We start from the raw sequence: 17,460 nt of genomic DNA on the forward strand, positions 1-17,460 counted from the left end.
CCCACATCGGTATCACTCGCCGCGAAGGTGTAGCTATAAGCCGCATCTTGAGTGGCGGCAGTGATGGCCGTTGAACTGATGGTCGGTGCGTCGTTGACGTTAGTGACCGTAATGCTGAAACTTTGGTCTGCCGTTAAGCCATCTGTATCCGTCACCCGCAGTAACACAGGGTGCGCGCCCACATCGGCATTGCCTGGCGTGCCACTTAACACGCCTGAAGTCATATTGAAGTTCAACCAGCTTGGTTTAGTCACCGCGCTGAATGTCAGTACATCGCCCACATCGGTATCCGCAGCCGCGAAGGTGTAGCTGTACGCCGCATCTTGAGTGGCGGCAGTGATGGCGGTTGAACTGATGGTCGGTGCATCGTTGATGTTCACTACACTTAAATTAAATGCGGGTAAACTCGCAGACAAAGCACCATCAGAAACACTGATAATAATCCCGTTAGTTACACCAACATCTTGATTAGAGGGAGTACCTGACAGCGTTCCTGTTGTTGTGTTAAATGTCGCCCATGCAGGTTTATTGGCAATACTAAAGCTAAGTACATCTCCCACAGAGTCAGACGCTGTAGGCGTAAACTGATACGACGCATCTTGATTAACACTTAAGGTCGGCGTACCACTTATGACTGGGGCGCCATTTGGCGTTACCGAGTTGCTCAAACCCGATGCACTACTGCTGCCAATCGCGTTCGTTGCTACGACACTGAAGGTATAAGGACTACCGTTTGCAAGCCCAGTTACTGTAATAGGGGAAGCTGCCCCCGAAGCGTGGAAACCACCTGGGCTTGAGGTCACTGTGTACCCCGTGATTGACGAACCACCATTGAATATCGGAGCGGTAAAACTCACACTCGCTTGGCTGTCACCTGCACTAGCCGCTCCTATGGTTGGCACGCCAGGAACGACAGCATTAACAGTGAATGAGCGACTCACCTGAGCCGCAGCTAAGTAACTGCCATCTCCCGCTTGATTCGCATCAATGTTACACGTGCCAGTGCTACCGAACGTTAAGGCACCACCAGCGGTAATAGTACAAACTCCTGTAGTAGATGATGTAAAAGTCACTGTTAAGCCTGAGCTTGCTGACGCAATGAGCGTCGGTGCGGTACCAAAACTTTGAGCACCAGGGTCTGCAAAAGTGATGGTTTGTATCGCTTTAGGCGTGGTAGAGCTCGTTGCAGCAGAAGCGGCTCCCGTCCCCACCGAGTTAGTAGCCGTGACGGTAAATGTATATGCTACACCATTAGTAAGACCAGTTACTGTCAGCGGTGAGCTAGCACTCGTCCCAGTAAAGCCACCGGGATTTGACGTTGCTGTATAACCAGTAATAGCTGCACCACCGGTAAAGATTGGCGCACTAAAGGTCACACTGGCTTGAGTATCGCCAGCAGTCGCACTCGCTGCAGTTGGCGCACCCGGTACAACCGCACTGATACTAAATGAGCGGCTGACAGTCGTCGCTGCCAAATAGCTGCTATCGCCCGCTTGATCGGCATTGATAGTGCAAGTACCCACAGAAACGAAGTTTAATAACCCGCCAGAAGAAATAGTACACACTCCTGTGGTTGATGAAGTAAAGGTCGGGGTTAATCCTGAGTCTGATGTCGCCGTCAAGGTTGGCGAGGTACCAAAATTCTGCGCCCCTGGGTCGGCGAAGGTAATTGTCTGCGGTGATGCCGGTGTGACGGAATTAGATGCTGCTGATGCAGCACCTGTACCCGTCGAGTTAGTCGCGGTAACAGTGAAGGTATAAGCCACTCCATTGGTTAATCCTATCACCGAAATGGGTGAACCCACGCCCGTACCGGTAAAACCACTGGGGTTGGACGTAACTGTATAGCTAGTAACTGTAGCACCACCATTACTTGCGGACGCAGTAAAGTTAACCGATGCCTGGGCATTCCCTGCCGTTGCGGTGCCAATCGTTGGGGCACTTGGCACTACGGCATTCACCATAAAGGTTTGACTTACAGTGCTTGCAGCATTGGTACTCGCGTTACCACTCTGATCTGTATCGATAGTACAGGAGCCCGTTGACAAAAAGGTCAGGGTTCCACTGCTCGTAATCGTACAAACTGCTGGTGTCGATGAACTGAAACTGACAATTAACGATGAATCTGATGTTGCAGTTAACGTCGGACTAGTGCCGAAATTTTGCGCCCCCGGATTAGTAAAAGTAATTGTCTGGTTAACTTTGGGTATCACTGAATTTGAAACACCTGATGCAGGGCTTGTTCCAATGGCGTTAGTTGCCGTCACAGTAAAGGTGTAAGCCGTACCATTTGTTAGGCCAGTTACGGTTATCGGAGAAGTTGTAAATCCATTACCACCAGCACTAATGCCATCAGGGTTAGATGTTACTGTATAACCCGTTATGGCAGCGCCACCATTATTTGCAGGTGCGCTAAAAGCCACAGAGGCTTGCCCAATACCTGCCGTTGCAGCGCCAATAGTAGGAGCATATGGGGCTGTCGGGATAGCCACAGTATGAGTTGAGCCGCTGGTATAGGCTGCAGGGCCAGCGTTACCCGCTGCATCGCTGATATTGGTCGATGCATTCAGGTTGAGTTTGATGGTGCCATTACCCGTAATACCGCTCACTATCACACTCACGCTGGAGCCTGAACTCGCGGAGACGCTGACTATAGTGCCAGTCGCGCCACCGGTTGTACCCAAGGCAAAATCATCGGTAGAAATGTTGCTGACTGATTCGCTGAAGTTAACGGTGAAATCAACACTGGTATCTGTTGATACTGCACCACCCGAAGGTGCGGTGCTCGTCACAGAGGGCACAATGCCGTCCACTACCAGCGCTTTATTATTGCCCAGTGAATTAGCTGCGCCAGGGGACGCCAATGTGAGGGTCGCATTGTTAGTAGCGGCATCGCGGATGGTTCCGCTATTCAATGCCAAGGAGTTAGTGGCGACATAATCTAGGTCACTGGACGTATCGCCGGACTGAATGGTGTAGTTGAATGTCAGCGCACTGGAACCACTACCACTTGCGTAGTCAATCGTTCTATCCGTTGTACCCGTATCCAGCGTTAGTTGAGGGGTACCAGTGACGCTCACCACTTCGCTAAAGTTAACTTGGATACTAATGATATCGCCCAGTTTGTAAGTGCCGTCCGCGGTGCTGGCATTAACAGATGAAACCGTCGGGGCGACGCCATCGATAATGATATTTCTATTCGCACCCAAAGAGTTTGCTGTACCGGGTGAAGGCAAGGTCAAGGTGGCGTTGTTACTTGCCGCGTCGCGAATAGTGCCACTATTTAGCATCAATGAATTGGTAGCAACATAATCTAAATCGGCCGAAGTATCGCCAGACTGAACGGTGTAATTGAATGTTAACGTACTGGAGTTACTACCGCTGGCGTAGTTAATGGTGCGATCAGTGGTGCCTGTTTCAAGTGTGAGTTGAGGTGTACCAGTCACCAATACTGCTTCATCAAAATTAACCTCTACACTAATAACATCCCCGACTTTGTAAGTACCGTTTGCAGTGCTGGCTGTGATAGAGCTTACTGTAGGGGCGACAGAATCGGTAACAAATGCACCCGTTGCGTTATACCCGATACCGCTGCTAGTACCTGTTAACATGGAGGAATTAGTCTGGCTATCGTTGACTGTCGTACCGCTGGCTTCATTCAGCTTCCAATACCCCAGCAGGCCGGATTCATTGCCTACCAACTCGATACTGCGGTTATTTTGAATCTGCACTTGCGTGCGCGCACTACTCCACATACGTATATCATCGATACTACCGACGAAATCATCTACCGCTCCGTGGTTCTGCAACCCAAACACAAGATTGGTCACTCCAAATCCCGTATAATTAGGAACGCTACTACGGGCGCCTTGATCTAAAACGTTTATTCCCTGTGCGACGCCATCAACATAAAAATCCCAAGTTCCATTATCAAATACAACTGCAATGTGATACCAGGTTCCTGTGCTTAACGACAACACATTACTTTCTGTCAGGCAACCAAAATCACACTCAAGATCGACAGTTAGTTTACTTGAGTTAAATATGAGGCCACCGGCATCGGCACCGCCACCGCCAGTGAAATCCACTAAATTGATGGTCCCACTGACGTTAGTAAATTTGGCCCAAAACTCCAGTGTAAATGTTGTTCGATTAGATAGCGCAGAGCCCGCATTTGTCAGCGTTACGGTATCACCAGTTGTAAAGTCAAAAGAACGGTTTTGTGCGCTAGCATAGAGGGAGGTCATCGCAAAAAAACTGCCTACAATGAACATTTTCAAATAAGAATGACAGAATCTAGTCATAATATGCTTAAAAGCATGAATCATTTTGTAAGCATGTTGCAGCATGACACATCCCCTAAATTAGCTTGTTTTAAATACAAGTAGCGCACAATCCTTGCGCGCATTTGCACTTACAGATTTAAACCATATTGTTTCAGATTTAATTACGAGAAGGGAAAAGCCCCTCAAGAGCAATAATGAAATTAACAACTTGGTAAGGTTGTACGATATGCACTGGCATATTATTACCGGCAATACCAGTATTTCCATTTACGTTAACCGTTGTGGTGGCAGTCGCAGGCGACAGTGTGGTGTCTGGTGCAGTAGTGCTAAAAGCATTAAGAGCAGTTAGCCCACTAACCACTTTGGCGGCTACCGTGGTTGGCCCTGGAATCGCGGTATTACCGTTAGCGGTGGAAGCTCCAAATGCAACGCTCGTATTTCCTGTTCCATTTAGTGCCACGGAATGAACATGCGCGGGTAATTCATTGGCAGTCAATGTCACATTTTCAGTCCCACCCGTTTGTCCTAGGTTATATTGACTCATGCCAGGGCTTTGGCCTTGATGCACAGGCACACGCCCTTGCAGGTTAGGCAGTGCAAAAGTCGTTTGGCCATTGCCACCATATGTGGTGCCTAGAATTGCAAAAAGCGCAGAGTTTTGCGAGACGGACAATAATTGCCCATCACAAAAGGCCCAACCACGAGGAGCGAAATTACCAGCGAACATAGAGATTTGACCGATAAATGGATCAGACATTGTTTTTCTCCTTAAAATCACGATTTTGTCTATTTAACGTTTTTCAACGAAATGATTACTCACGACATTTAATCGACAGCGAGTTCCTTTTGCTGATTACAACATCATCCACATCACACGATGAGAGGACTATCTAGATAACTTAAATCAAAAACAAAACAAATTGATTACAATTAAACATACATTAAAAATCAATAAACACAATTGTACAAAAATAAATCAGTGTAAATTATCACTCTCCACTTAACGCCATAGCATCGATTCATAGGCGCCAGAGTAACTTTCGGGCTTAAACCCATGCTGTAGATAAAGCTTTTTAGCTTGAGTATTTTCACTCTCCACAGATAAACCGACTGGTAACTGGCGTTTCATCGCTTCTTGCTTAATGGCCGCTAAAATGGCCGAACCAAAACCGCGTCCCCGCATACTTGGTATGATAATAAAATCAACAAGATGAATCCTATACTCACTGATATCGAGCATCACCTTCCCTACGGCTTGCCGGTGATAAAACAAGATATAAGTGTTGGCATTTGGATATTGTTCCCGATAAGAGGCTTGCTGTAGTCGGTATTGTTGCTCCAGCATGATTTCAACGACTTCACTGGGTAAACCAAGTTCATAAAAAAGCGTTTTTGTAGAATAAAAAAGCTGTGCCATAAATGGGTCGTCATTTGTAGTAGCTGCTTTAACACTCAAGCCTATTGGTAGATTTAACTCACCTCGCATCATGCCTTTTTATCCCAATATAAACGCTGCAAAAGTTGGTTATAGGTGATTAATAATTGCTGCCACGATGGGTTTTGACATTCACGGATTGGGACGGGCTCATTTGGCACAACAGGTGTAAATAGTTGCCCTTGCTGCTTCGCATCAAAACGCCAATGGTGTTGCCAGCGCTCAATCTCACCTTCAGATAGTGGCCATCCTAAGATGGTAGAGAATGTTGTGGGTTTAAAATCTTTTAATTGAAGATAATCCAGTAGAATAGCTCGAGAAGATTGATGTAAAGCGACAGATAATTGCGCTAAATACTGTAAAACGGTGGTACGAAATTCATCTAAGCTAGGCTCAGTATCCGTATTTTCCATCTGTTGAGTATGCAGTTCAGTTGGAAGTAAACTTTGCCCTCCAGCCATATGTCTCCCAGCAACTCTTTGATGAGACGCAATAATATCCTTAGGATTGCGTATCAAGCATAACACTCGGCTCTTAGGGTAAAGTTCGAGCAACATCGGCCAGCAGGCCAGATCCCATGCATTCCACTTGATCACTAACTTGCCCTCGCCTAACCTCAATCGCCCCTGTAGTCTTAAGCATAAATCGACGAGCTGAGGTTTTAGTGCGAAAGGCCAATGGTCATCATGCATAACATCGCTGCATAGCATTGATTCAGAGAGCACTCGACAAGTTTCGAGCAGGGCAAAGCTGCTCGACACTAGCGTCGAACCACAACGGGACCAGTGAAAAATCATCAAACTTGGATTTACGATAGGCAAACTTTCCCGTTGGGATAAAAGGGGTTCGAGCAAGGTTTTAGGTTGAATAAAACTGGCGAGTAAACAATGACGAGCATCACTGATATCGTCCTCTAGGAAAGGCTTAGATAACTTATGAAGTGCGGGAACCCAACTCACCGTTTTATGTTGTGACTGATAACGACAAGGGAACCAAGCTTGGCTGAAGCGATCTAAATCTGGAATAAAGGTTTCTTGCTGCAAAGCAATGAATGCGAGCATGTGTTCCAAACTAAGCTCAGGCCAAGCAAGAAAATCAGCCATCAGCGCGATAAAATGCTCCACATCATTCGCTCGATGAAGTAAAAACAATGACTCTGGTTGATGTAACAATTGCCAATAGCGTTGCTCCTGCTCTTTAAAATCAACCATTAGCAAGCCATAGGATAAAAGTTAATGTATTGCACCATTCGCGGTAACGTCCCACGATTAGGACTCGCACAATGGGGCAAAGCATGGTGCCAAATAATTAAATCACCTGCATTTGCGGCTATGGATTTAACAGGCCACTTGTTCCAATCCTGTTGCTGCAGCTCGATATCAGGCTTTTTTGAGCTACGGAGCCACTCCTCTATCTTGAGATGAAATCCTGGGACACAAGAAAATGCGCCTTGGTCAACACTGGTATCGGTTAAGTAAATTAACCCTTGAGTGCCAAACTCAACGGGTAGCCGTAGCGGCATATCCCAGTGCATATCCGGACCGGGGAAATGCCAAGTGGGTGTTTCAGGTGGATTAAAGCTGACTCTGTCGGTTGTCATGACTAAATCCGTTCGCTGCCACAACTGTTCAAACACTTGACGGATTTTGGGTGCTTGTCGATTTGCGTCCAGTTGCGGATGGCGAAACAGTTGCAGCATTATTTTCTGCATAAACTCATAAGCTCGATACCAAGTGGCGGGATCTTGTTCATTTGCCCCTAACTGCTGCCAAATAAAATCTCGAGTTGCGGCGCATTGCTCTGCCGTAAGCACATGCGGGATCACTAAGTAGCCTTCACTACGCCAAAAATTGAGTTGTGACTCGCTGAGTAATGCAGCCGGATTTAAGTCTTCAACCTCTATTGAATTTAAATCATCGACTTCTGGCATTGTGACCGATGACGTTAATCCATGGGAAATAGCGCTTAATTGCTGATTAATCCCAGCAATATCCGCGGCTGTCAGCTTGGCTATTTGCTGAATAAAAGCGACAAAAGCTGACTGATGATCGTTTTGATATAAAGCTCTTAGACCCGGCTCTAGCCCTATTCCACAAAGATCCAGCAAGGTTTTATCTAAGTGCCATTCATTTGCCCGTTCAGTGAATGGCACTCCCCGCTTACGTAGCTGTATTTTTTGCCAGAGTCGCTGCAAGTGATAAATGCCTAAGCAGCTCAGATCGTCACTCGACACCAGCACAGGTTTATGCTCTATAACATCAAATACAAAATCAGGATGAGCTCCCTGCTCATACCGAAAACTGAGAGTTGAAAGAGGCTTAAGCCAATGCTCGCGTCGATATCGAGGTAAGGCGAGTTGAGATTGGTTTTCGCTCAGCGTGGAATTACCATAGACTTGAATGGAAGTCGTGAACTTAAGCGTTACCGCACTCGGGCTGAAATCGGGGAGCAGTAAACTACCAGCCAAGAAGCTACGATCTCCATCGGCAAGTAAGCGCGCAGTTTGCAGGTTGAGTGCAAACAAAGGCCCTAAATAATGCGTCTCAGCTAAATCCTGCACAGTACGACACTCAAGCCAAGCGTCTAACTCAATATTTTGCGGAATCAGCACGCCATCATCCGCAAGATAGGCCTGTAAGTGGCTGAATATCTGGACTTGAGGCTCCTGTTGCAGCAGATGCTTCATGGTTTCAGAGACTATCATATCGAACTTTACTGCAGCTTCTGGTTGCCAAACTGTGGCATCGGCGCAGACATACGTTGCCACACGATCTGCTAAATCAAAGTGTTCAATAAGCTTGGTGACTTTATCTAACGAGACAGGGTGAATGTCGAGCAAGGTGACTTGAATCTGACTTGCAGAAAACAGCGGCAGTAATGGTAATAACAACCAGGCAAAAGGTCCTGTACCCGCATACAAAATCTGTATTGGCCGTTGCGGATTTAGCGCCAACTTATCCTGTATGGTCTGATAAATGCCCTGAATAAACACTCGCCCACGCTCAGGATCTTCAGCACACTGCGCCGCAGTAGTGAGCGAAACAGCCTTACCAAAAGGCGTAATACTCGCCTCAGTATCCAAAAAATACTCAGGGTGCAATTCCACCGCGGTTATTTGGCATAACTGCTCCAATATGGGATCGATTAACCGTTTAGACTCCCCTGCCGAGGTTGACAGCAATAGCACGTTAGCAAACTGAGTTAACGCGACGACATCCAAACTCTGTTCTAATTCACGTTCTGAACTTTGCAGCATCGATTAACTCCCTTAACCAAGTATTCACTTCGCAATCAATCACTAAGTTGATCCGCGCATCCTGCCCTTTATTTTCAACCCAATGGACTTGGTCGGCATTGATATACCAAAGATCGCCAGCCTGCATAGGTACACGTTTATCGTCCACGTAAAAATTGAGTTGTTCATTCGTTTGCAGTGGCAAATGCAGTCTGGCCTCACCTTGCTCTAGGCAGAGTCCTTGATCTCTATGGGGTTTGATTTCAGCACCCGCATGTAAGCGCATCAAACGCACGGATTTCACTGGGCAGCATAGGGATTGCAGAAAACGGCATAATGCAGGGCTCGATTTGAGACTAGGCAGATCATGCCAGTGATCCGGTGTAGCGATGGAGAAGGCTTGCAAGATAGGATGTGCTGTTTGATACTCAGCGGCGCAGCGCAAAGGCAACACATCCCAACCGCCCTGATCCCCTTGACGATAATCACGCTGATTTACGTGGGGTAGCCAGTCTTGCAGCAGCAAAGCATTCAGCTCTTGCTGTAAACTAAGGGAGTTTGGAACTTGAGCTAATAGGGCAAAAGAACAGATATCCATATCCAACAGCTTAATTTTCAGACTAAAAATAATTAGTCATCCAAGACTAGCACAAAGATGTAAGCATACAAGTTACGGGAATAATCATCATAGCGACCACTGAGAATTACCCTGCTCATGCGTCAATCGCAGGCGTTGTTCACCATGCAAAGAATAGGAATTACCCAATGTTTAACTGGAAGACTATCGATACGGTTCTGCTCGACATGGACGGCACACTATTGGATTTGCACTTCGATAATCAATTTTGGCTGAGTTTAGTGCCACAGGAGTTAAGCAAGCAACGGGGTCTGAGCACGGACGAAGCGCAGCAGTTAGTTGTCAACGCCTATGAGAAAGTCGTCGGCACACTCGATTGGTACTGCCTCGATTATTGGCAGGAGCAGTTACAACTCGACATTATGGGTTTGCATCGCACTTTGGTGGATCGCATTCAGCTGCGCCAAGACAGTATGCCGTTTTTAGCGGCCTTAGCCTCTGCGGGTAAACAGCGGATTTTGGTGACCAATGCCCACCCTAAGAGTCTCGCCCTAAAGCTTGAACATACCGAACTAGCAACAGGGCTCGATGCCATGATTTCCAGCCACGAGACAGGTTACCCCAAGGAGCATCCGCAATTTTGGCTCACCTTATTTGAAAAGTTTCAACTTGAGCCAAGTCGCTGTCTCTTTATCGACGATAGCGAAGCCATACTCAAGGCCGCTAAACTTGCCGGCGTAGGCCATCAATTGGGGATTGCTAACCCAGACAGTAAAAAGCCAGTCAAAGTCTTTCAAGATTTCCCCGCGATTACCGACTATCACTCGCTACTCAATGATCTAACACGATAAAAAGACAATAAAAAAGGCACCTAAGGTGCCTTCGTTTTCATTCATAATACAGATCTATCATCGCACGCTGAAACAGCACTATAACCCAGGAATACGCCCCTGATATACCACAGGGAAATAACCGTCGCTGCCGCGTTTGCCTAGCATACCCAGTGACTTACGCATATCTTCTGGTTGCTCAGCCGTTTCTTTAATCTTAGCTGCTACTTTCACCATATTGCCTTCGTCTAACTGCAAAGTGCCGACGATGCCGAGCTGATTTTTAGCTTCATCTGTGGCTAATTGCGCTTTGCCATCAACGCAACTCAGGCCAAGTTCAATATTGCCTAGTGGATAGTTGCCAAACTGGTTTTTAACATTGGTTTGATTCAAAAACAGCTTACCAGACAACTGCTCGCACCAAGGTTTACCTTGCTCTAACGTCTCGACTAATAGGCTGACTTCACCGGAGATTTCGGTTTTAAAGGGCAGTTTTACATTGCCGAGTAAAAAGCTATCTGGCGCTTCGAAACGCAAACCCTGCGCACTTAAGCCGCCCATAGACCAAGAGATTAATCCCTTAGCACTGACAGGCGTTGCACGGCTGCCCACTTGAAAATCAACTTTCACTTTACCTAACAACAAGGCCCAAGGGCTGAGATCCCAACGCACTTGTTCTAACTGGCGTTGCGGCATACTTAAGGTTTCTATACTGCCAGACCAAATACTGCCGCTCACACCCGAAACACTGATATTTGCAGGTAATGGCGCTAACGCTATCGCTATCTTAGCGGGAAATAGAACGACTAAAAATACTAAATAAATCAGTACGCCTATGATGACTTTTTTTATCAAACTCACAGCTACACCTTAATTTATTGCGACAGTTGGATACGTCTAACTTTGACATAGCCAGGGGTATCGGCCTCTGCCAAATCAACACTTTCGAGTGAAAGTCCTTTTTTCTGCACTAACTCACTCAAATAACCTAACAAGGCATCAAAAGGAACATCGTCCATCCACACTTGGATCTTATCGCCTTGGGGCTGCATACGAGTAATCACTAACCCATAACTGCCCGCAGTTTGGTTAACCACTGAGCTTAAACTGCCCGACATAGTCGGTTTAGCACCGTTCTGCTTCAAACCCGCAATTTTATTCGCCGTTTGTTTTACATGGTTCAACGTCTGTTGCTGCACAGTGAAGTTACGTAATGCATCGGCTTCGGCAGTGGCGATTGGCGTCCAAACACCCCAATAAAAAATACCTATGACTAAGAATACCGAACAAAAACCGACTAACTGCTGCTCGCGCGATGCGAGCCCTTGCCACCAAGTCCGCAAATTATCCATCTTATTTGCTCCTCAAGGTTAAGGTACTGGTGACTTGATCTTCACCGCTATTCATAGTGCCGCCGTCGAGTTGGAAACGACGACCAACGATCTCTTTAAACTTCTCGATTTGCGCGTAGTTTTTCGCACTTACTTGCATGCGGATCTCATTACGCGCGCTTTCGAATCTTAAGCTATTAGGTTTAAGTTCAGGTACTTGCTTAAAGGCATCCTGCAAACCATCGAGCATGGCAAAAAACTCGGCACCACTGCCCTGTCCCTGCAAAGATCGCAGTTCTATATCTATTTGCTGTCGTAAAATGCCACTTTGCGGCGTACTGCCTGGTATCACTTGCTTATAAATATCTGCACTCTGTGCCGTCAATTCCGCAGTTTGCGCATTGACTTGATGTATGGTCAGCCCTTTATTCACTAAAGCCAGCACACAAGCGATGGCGATAACGATGGCAGCACTCTTCCACATCATCAACTGTTTGCTGTATTCACGCTTAGGCGTGTAAACGCCGCCCAGTAAGTTCACTGGCGCATGCAGAATACCGCGGGCTAACACTAACATAGGCAGCTCGAGTGATTGTGGCTTAAGCTCAACCCCTTCGAGTTGCATGTCGGTATAACTGGCGACAGACACTTCGCCCTGTGCGGGCCTAAGTTGTTCCAGCGCAATCGGTAACCAAGGCAAAGGTAAACTCTGGCCCGTGGCTAATCCGGTACGCAGTAATAGTTCATTACCAAAATTCATTGCCGCCCATTGGCACTCTTGCAATGGTAAGGCTAAGCAGTCGGGTACGATGCGCTTCACTTTTAAACCCGCCTCGGTCAAACAACTCAGCCAAGTCTGCATTTGCTCATGGGCCACCGCGACCACGCTTAAGGCATCACCATCACGCGGGCCGACGGTAAAATGCATGGCATCTACATCATCAGCTAGAGCTTCTTCGAGCATAAAGGGCAAGGCTTTCAAGGCTTGGCGTTGGCCTTTTTCGGGCAAATGTACGCTAGTGAGTGTCATTGCCGCGGCGGGCACTAACACATCGACGGGACGATTACCCGCACGCTCAGTTAAGGTCGACAAACCTTGGGCATTGGCGAGCTCGCCAGAGGCGATAATTTCCTGTTCTTGCTCAGACCAAACGAGCCAAGAGCATGCTTGCTCTGCTGTTCTGCCTAAGCGAATAAATAGCCGTTCACTCACAGTTTTTCTCCACCAGTCCCAGTCAAGAAAGCGTGACTGAGCTCGTTGCTATTATTTTTGTCCACCAGATTCTGCCGGGTGAGCACTGCCATTATTTTTGGCCACCAACATCAAACCCTGACGGGTGAGCACTGCCATTATTTTTGGCCACCAAACTGACGGGTGAGCACTTCCATTTTGTTGCCGCCGCCCTTTTTGAGCACGCTTTCCATTCTAAACACGGCGTTATCGACTTTCGCCCCCGAGGCCAACAGAAAATATTGGCTATCGATGACAAAACTCGACTTCATGGCACCTTCCCACTTGATCGAGCCCATAGATGAGCTTTCATAAAAATCTTCGATTTTGGCAAAGCCATCGCCGGGGCGTTGGTTGATAATGCTTTCTGCTTCGCCGACCGAAATCTGATTATCGAGCATGCCAGCTAACAGCGCCGCTTGCTCAACTTCCACAGTATTCACGTTAAGCAATTGCGTGTCATTGCCAGGGATCACACAAACATAGGGCAAGAGTTTCAAATAGATATCTTGGGTGTATCCCATCACCGCACGTAACTCACTGCGATGATTCATCAGCGTATTGGCCGCACGGTAAGGCACATTACGCGATTCATATTCTGCATCTTCGGCGCCGTAGGGGCTGGCCGTCATGTCTTCGTCGATATAATCCTTTAAGGTCTGAGTCAGGCGATCCGCACTAAAGTCGTCCATCCCTAAACTCACCAACAAGGCCTTATATTGCTTCGCCGCCAAGGGCAGCTTAGGTTGACCGTTTTCCACCTCTTTCGTGGTCGCGGATAAGGCATTTAAGTTAAAACAGGCACGCATATCGGTGATCTTGCCCGCGATTTCACCGTATTCAGCAGGAAACACCACATCGGCCATGGCCCAATATTGTTGCCTGTGGACTCGACCTTCAGAGTCATCTAAATCTTGTTTTAAAATCTTCTTCGCCAATTCTTCGGCGGAAATCGCATACCAATAAGCTTGATCGTACTGGGCCAAGTTTAAGGTTCGGCGCATAGATAACTGATTACGGCCAGTGATGTTTGTCGCGATGATCACCACCATAGCCACAATCAAGAGCACGACGATCAGTGCAACACCGCGCTGTTTAGACCGAGATTGGGTTCTCATTCGCGGCCCTCTGCGTCTGGATCACCGTCTCCGGAATCGCCAGAATCTGGGTCACCGGAACCATTGCCGGTTCCATTGCCATTGCCTGAGCCTGAGCCGTTTTTATCTTTGTTGGCATCGTCTGGATTTTCGTCTTTATTGTCTTCATCCTTGGACTTGTCAGGTGCGGCAGCACCTAGCGGCAGCAAGAACTTACGTTGGATCTTGCCTAAGCCTTCAATCTCAATTTCCATGGCGATCGCTTTAGGCAACTTAGTCGCCTCGACTTTGCGCTCCCATTTGTCATCCATAAAGAAGGAATATTCCACCGACAATACTTTATCTATGACCACTGTCTTAATCGGCTCGGCACCAAATTCAGGCTCAGGATAAGGAAAATACCAACGCTCCAGGCGCCCTTCGTGCACCACATACGCCACAGACTGTAAGCTGCCCCGCGGTAATAAACCGTCGGGATTTAACCAACCTAAACGGTAAAACACTAAGGCTTCTGATTCCGAGTCTAAGATATCATTGCCCGTTTGGAAGACGGTCGAACCTCGGCCACCTTCGAGTAATCTGGGTGTACGCGCCACAATTTGGGCGAGATCACGCTCAATCGCACCAAAGCCTTGCTGCAGGGCCTTAAGCCGAGTAGAAAAAGCGCGCGTCACTTCATCGTTAGTCAGCACAGTGCTGAGCACGGCATTAGAAGCCAAACCTATCATGGCGAAAATCGCGATGGCGATCAGCATTTCTAGCAGGGTAAATCCCCGCTGCACACTAGTCAGTTTTAAGGACATAACTGCTCACTTGTGCTGCAATACGCTGATATCGTTCGTCTTCACTCACGCTTATGCGGATCATACGAAAATTATCGTCCGTAGTTTTCACCACTTCCTTACGCCAATACCAGTCCTTTCCTGCAAGTTCGACTTGGCCTTCTTTTTTACCGATTTCAGGAAACTGCGGCTCGAGTCTGGCATCGACCATCTGATTGTCGGCTACCCACTGTGCCAAAGTACGCGATTCCAGAATTGGCATGTTGGCCATCTGCTCGCCCAAACTTTTAGTGATCGACACGGCCGCAATCGAAAACACGGCGAGGGCCACAATCACTTCGAGTAACGTCATGCCCTTAGCGCGTTTCATCGGGACGCCCTATGGTTAATCTGCCCAGCGCATCGCCGACCACTAACGCTTCGGCCTGCTGACCTTTGTCAGTTTTGGTGATAAACGTCAGCTCAAAAGCGCTCATTTCACCGCTCGGGAATAGCATGACCTGTGGCTCAGGATGTTTCTTCTTGTCATCGGCAGAAGGCTCAATCAGTGGTTCTTCAAACCAAGAGTCGTCTTCTTCATCGTCTTGTACCAAAGGCAAACCATCAAGCACTAAGTTCATCACGACACCCGGCTCCATCTGCTTTTCAGACAAGAGTCTGTCTTTATCCAAAGGATCCCACTTACCGTCTTTATAAAAAACAAACTGATAACTAGTTTTCTCGATCACAATACCAATAAATTGGCCACTCAAAACGGTCTCATCGAGCACCATTTCAGTGGCAGCGATAAACTGCCGCGCCGTTCTATCTAAGGCCTGTTGTGGGCCAGAATTGCCGATAGACATAGTCACGGCCGCTGCCGTGAGTCCCATCAACAAGATCACTAGCATCACCTCCATTAAGGTGAAACCAGCGTGGCGCAGCTTTAGCATCTTATTGGAAATTCTGTAAATTCCAGTTACCGATGTCATCTTCGGTACCTGGTTGACCATCTGGGCCTGCAGTGAATATATCTAGCTTGCCGTTTTCGCCAGGGCTGAGCAGCAAGTACTTATTGCGCCATGGATCTTCTGGAAGACGTTTTACATAACCATCTTCACGGTAGTTACGTGGCTCAGGCGAAATCGTTGGCTTTTGCACTAAGGCTTCTAAACCTTGCTCGGTCGTTGGGTAGATGCCGTTATCTAACTTGTACATATCTAAGGCATTTTCGAGTGCGACTATGTCAGATACCGCTTTTTGTTGGTCAGCTTTATCTTTGTTACCCATTAAGTTAGGCACCACCATAGAGGCTAAAATCCCTAAAATAACAATAACTACCATCACTTCGAGTAAGGTAAAACCTTGATGTTTCTTGTTCATTTGCATCGACTACTTCTCCTAAAAAATCCTATGCCAATCGACTTGGTCATAATCCATAAATTCAAAAATTAACCGCTAATCAAGTTATTCAAGGCTAAGATTGGCTGCAGAATCGCCATCACGATAAACAGCACCACACACGCCATACTCACCACAAGCATAGGCTCAAACACCCCTAATGCTATGTTGACGTTACCCTCGAATTCCCTGTCTTGGTTATCGGCGGCGCGTTCTAACATTTGCTCAAGCTGACCACTCTTTTCGCCCGAGGCAATCATGTATAACATCATTGCCGGAAACAACTTAGTGTTAGTCAATGCCGCACCTAAGCTAGTTCCTTCGCGCACCCGCGCTGTCGCATCATCCACTGCGGCCCGCACACGCACATTCTGCAATACTTCACTGGCGATACGCATACCGTCGAGCAAAGGCACAGAGCTTGCGGATAAGATACTTAAGGTTCGCGCAAAACGTGCCGTATTTAAGCCCTTACTCACGCGGCCCACAACCGGCATGCTCAATAAAAAATTGTCGTACTTCATTCGAAACGCAGGCGACTTTAACATGCGGCGAAAGAGTGCGAATAGCATCACTAGGGCGATAACGACAAACACACCGTAGTTTTGTACAAAGTCAGAGGCCGAAATCAAGAAGCGTGTAGAAGCCGGTAACTCGGCGCCCATGTGTTCAAACTGTCCAACCACTTTTGGCACCACCGCCGCCAGCAGGATGGAAATCACCCCAATCGCCACTGTGGTCAATACCGCAGGATAAATCATGGCTTGAGTCAACTTAGATTTAAGCTGTTGGCGTCGCTCTGTGTAATCCGCCAGCCGATTAAGCACCACTTCTAAGTGACCGGATTTTTCACCCGAGGCCACCATGGCACGATATAAATCATCGAAAATGTGTGGAAATTCGGCCAAGGAGTCGGCCAGACTGTAACCTTCAACCACCCGCGAACGTACCGCCATGATCATACTCGCAAGGCGATCTTTTTCGCATTGCTGACCAACGGCTTTAAGGGATTCTTCAATCGGTAAACCCGCGGCCACTAAGGTCGCGATTTGACGGGTGATCAAGGCTAATTCAGCGACCGAGATACCCCGTTTGAAAAACGAAAAGCTGCTGCTCTTAGCTTTGGCTTCTTTTTCGGAAACAGGCAGAATTTCCAAGGGCATCATGCGCTGATCGCGCAACTGGCTGCGGGCGTGTCTGGCGGTATCCGCCTCGATTACGCCCTTAAGCTGCTTTCCCTTGGCATCCAGTGCCTTATATTCAAATGCTGGCATAA

General features: G+C 47.5%; 16 protein-coding genes. 1 reads left to right on the forward strand and 15 read right to left on the reverse strand.

Annotation, left to right across the window (positions count from 1 at the left end; genetic code table 11):
- From BM607_RS22225 to BM607_RS19150, 6 genes are all read right to left on the reverse strand, one after another.
- Positions 1 to 4,349 (reverse strand): fibronectin type III domain-containing protein (locus BM607_RS22225; RefSeq protein ID WP_249269616.1); only part of this gene is annotated, 4,349 nt, incomplete at its 3' end.
- A gap of 94 nt (positions 4,350 to 4,443) precedes the next feature.
- Positions 4,444 to 5,043 carry a tail fiber protein gene (locus tag BM607_RS19130; RefSeq protein WP_071940516.1) on the reverse strand — a complete coding sequence of 200 codons (600 nt, stop codon included), beginning with the start codon at positions 5,041 to 5,043 and terminating at the stop codon, positions 4,444 to 4,446.
- 243 nt (positions 5,044 to 5,286) lie between these two features.
- Positions 5,287 to 5,775, reverse strand: a complete 489-nt coding sequence (locus BM607_RS19135; protein WP_071940517.1) for a GNAT family N-acetyltransferase — start codon at positions 5,773 to 5,775, stop codon at positions 5,287 to 5,289.
- A complete protein-coding gene (locus tag BM607_RS19140) occupies positions 5,772 to 6,932 on the reverse strand; it encodes a hypothetical protein (protein WP_071940518.1) in 1,161 nt (386 codons plus the stop codon). Before BM607_RS19140 ends, BM607_RS19135 begins: the two co-directional genes overlap by 4 nt.
- Positions 6,932 to 8,977 carry a phytanoyl-CoA dioxygenase family protein gene (locus tag BM607_RS19145; protein ID WP_071940519.1) on the reverse strand — a complete coding sequence of 682 codons (2,046 nt, stop codon included), beginning with the start codon at positions 8,975 to 8,977 and terminating at the stop codon, positions 6,932 to 6,934. The genes BM607_RS19140 and BM607_RS19145 overlap by 1 nt, the downstream gene beginning before the upstream one ends.
- The gene (locus BM607_RS19150; protein ID WP_071940520.1) at positions 8,955 to 9,554 is read right to left on the reverse strand and encodes an aspartyl/asparaginyl beta-hydroxylase domain-containing protein; all 600 of its coding nucleotides are present in this window, start codon (positions 9,552 to 9,554) and stop codon (positions 8,955 to 8,957) included. Before BM607_RS19150 ends, BM607_RS19145 begins: the two co-directional genes overlap by 23 nt.
- 167 nt (positions 9,555 to 9,721) lie before the next feature.
- On the opposite strand from BM607_RS19150, the gene yrfG reads away from it, so the two are divergent.
- Positions 9,722 to 10,384 carry a GMP/IMP nucleotidase gene (gene yrfG / locus BM607_RS19155; protein WP_071940521.1) on the forward strand — a complete coding sequence of 221 codons (663 nt, stop codon included), beginning with the start codon at positions 9,722 to 9,724 and terminating at the stop codon, positions 10,382 to 10,384.
- 78 nt (positions 10,385 to 10,462) lie between these two features.
- Here yrfG and BM607_RS19160 read toward each other — a convergent pair whose 3' ends face one another.
- The 9 genes from BM607_RS19160 to gspF form a co-directional block, all read right to left on the reverse strand.
- Positions 10,463 to 11,224: a type II secretion system protein N gene (locus tag BM607_RS19160; RefSeq protein ID WP_071940522.1), complete on the reverse strand. Its 762-nt coding sequence runs from the start codon at positions 11,222 to 11,224 to the stop codon at positions 10,463 to 10,465.
- A gap of 14 nt (positions 11,225 to 11,238) precedes the next feature.
- Entirely contained in the window at positions 11,239 to 11,715 is a 477-nt protein-coding gene (locus BM607_RS19165; protein ID WP_071940523.1) for a type II secretion system protein M, read from the reverse strand.
- A 1-nt stretch (position 11,716) separates the two neighbouring features.
- The gene (gene gspL / locus BM607_RS19170; RefSeq protein ID WP_012586434.1) at positions 11,717 to 12,907 is read right to left on the reverse strand and encodes a type II secretion system protein GspL; all 1,191 of its coding nucleotides are present in this window, start codon (positions 12,905 to 12,907) and stop codon (positions 11,717 to 11,719) included.
- Positions 12,908 to 13,044: 137 nt separating this feature from the next.
- Positions 13,045 to 14,043 (reverse strand): type II secretion system minor pseudopilin GspK, encoded by a 999-nt coding sequence (gene gspK / locus BM607_RS19175; RefSeq protein WP_071940524.1) that lies wholly within the window; start codon positions 14,041 to 14,043, stop codon positions 13,045 to 13,047.
- Positions 14,040 to 14,825, reverse strand: a complete 786-nt coding sequence (gene gspJ, locus BM607_RS19180; RefSeq protein WP_071940525.1) for a type II secretion system minor pseudopilin GspJ — start codon at positions 14,823 to 14,825, stop codon at positions 14,040 to 14,042. The genes gspK and gspJ overlap by 4 nt, the downstream gene beginning before the upstream one ends.
- Positions 14,806 to 15,174, reverse strand: a complete 369-nt coding sequence (gene gspI, locus BM607_RS19185; RefSeq protein ID WP_006083643.1) for a type II secretion system minor pseudopilin GspI — start codon at positions 15,172 to 15,174, stop codon at positions 14,806 to 14,808. Before gspI ends, gspJ begins: the two co-directional genes overlap by 20 nt.
- Positions 15,161 to 15,736: a type II secretion system minor pseudopilin GspH gene (gspH, locus tag BM607_RS19190; RefSeq protein WP_083548655.1), complete on the reverse strand. Its 576-nt coding sequence runs from the start codon at positions 15,734 to 15,736 to the stop codon at positions 15,161 to 15,163. The genes gspI and gspH overlap by 14 nt, the downstream gene beginning before the upstream one ends.
- 1 nt (position 15,737) lies before the next feature.
- Positions 15,738 to 16,172, reverse strand: a complete 435-nt coding sequence (gene gspG, locus BM607_RS19195; RefSeq protein WP_006083645.1) for a type II secretion system major pseudopilin GspG — start codon at positions 16,170 to 16,172, stop codon at positions 15,738 to 15,740.
- Between the two features lie 62 nt (positions 16,173 to 16,234).
- Positions 16,235 to 17,458 (reverse strand): type II secretion system inner membrane protein GspF, encoded by a 1,224-nt coding sequence (gene gspF / locus BM607_RS19200; RefSeq protein WP_006084929.1) that lies wholly within the window; start codon positions 17,456 to 17,458, stop codon positions 16,235 to 16,237.
- Positions 17,459 to 17,460 lie beyond the last annotated feature (2 nt).

It is taken from the genome of Shewanella sp. SACH (assembly GCF_001887095.2).
In the GTDB taxonomy this organism is placed as follows: Bacteria; Pseudomonadota; Gammaproteobacteria; order Enterobacterales; family Shewanellaceae; genus Shewanella; species Shewanella baltica.

Bases quoted from the DNA above. Each gene is read 5' to 3' on its own strand.
- BM607_RS19130 (WP_071940516.1), bottom strand. From the start codon at position 5,043: ATGTCTGATCCATTTATCGGTCAAATCTCTATGTTCGCTGGTAATTTC.
- BM607_RS19135 (WP_071940517.1), bottom strand. From the start codon at position 5,775: ATGATGCGAGGTGAGTTAAATCTACCAATAGGCTTGAGTGTTAAAGCA.
- BM607_RS19140 (WP_071940518.1), bottom strand. From the start codon at position 6,932: ATGGTTGATTTTAAAGAGCAGGAGCAACGCTATTGGCAATTGTTACAT.
- BM607_RS19145 (WP_071940519.1), bottom strand. From the start codon at position 8,977: ATGCTGCAAAGTTCAGAACGTGAATTAGAACAGAGTTTGGATGTCGTC.
- BM607_RS19150 (WP_071940520.1), bottom strand. From the start codon at position 9,554: ATGGATATCTGTTCTTTTGCCCTATTAGCTCAAGTTCCAAACTCCCTT.
- yrfG (WP_071940521.1), top strand. From the start codon at position 9,722: ATGTTTAACTGGAAGACTATCGATACGGTTCTGCTCGACATGGACGGC.
- BM607_RS19165 (WP_071940523.1), bottom strand. From the start codon at position 11,715: ATGGATAATTTGCGGACTTGGTGGCAAGGGCTCGCATCGCGCGAGCAG.
- gspK (WP_071940524.1), bottom strand. From the start codon at position 14,043: ATGAGAACCCAATCTCGGTCTAAACAGCGCGGTGTTGCACTGATCGTC.
- gspJ (WP_071940525.1), bottom strand. From the start codon at position 14,825: ATGTCCTTAAAACTGACTAGTGTGCAGCGGGGATTTACCCTGCTAGAA.
- gspI (WP_006083643.1), bottom strand. From the start codon at position 15,174: ATGAAACGCGCTAAGGGCATGACGTTACTCGAAGTGATTGTGGCCCTC.
- gspH (WP_083548655.1), bottom strand. From the start codon at position 15,736: ATGCTAAAGCTGCGCCACGCTGGTTTCACCTTAATGGAGGTGATGCTA.
- gspG (WP_006083645.1), bottom strand. From the start codon at position 16,172: ATGCAAATGAACAAGAAACATCAAGGTTTTACCTTACTCGAAGTGATG.
- gspF (WP_006084929.1), bottom strand. From the start codon at position 17,458: ATGCCAGCATTTGAATATAAGGCACTGGATGCCAAGGGAAAGCAGCTT.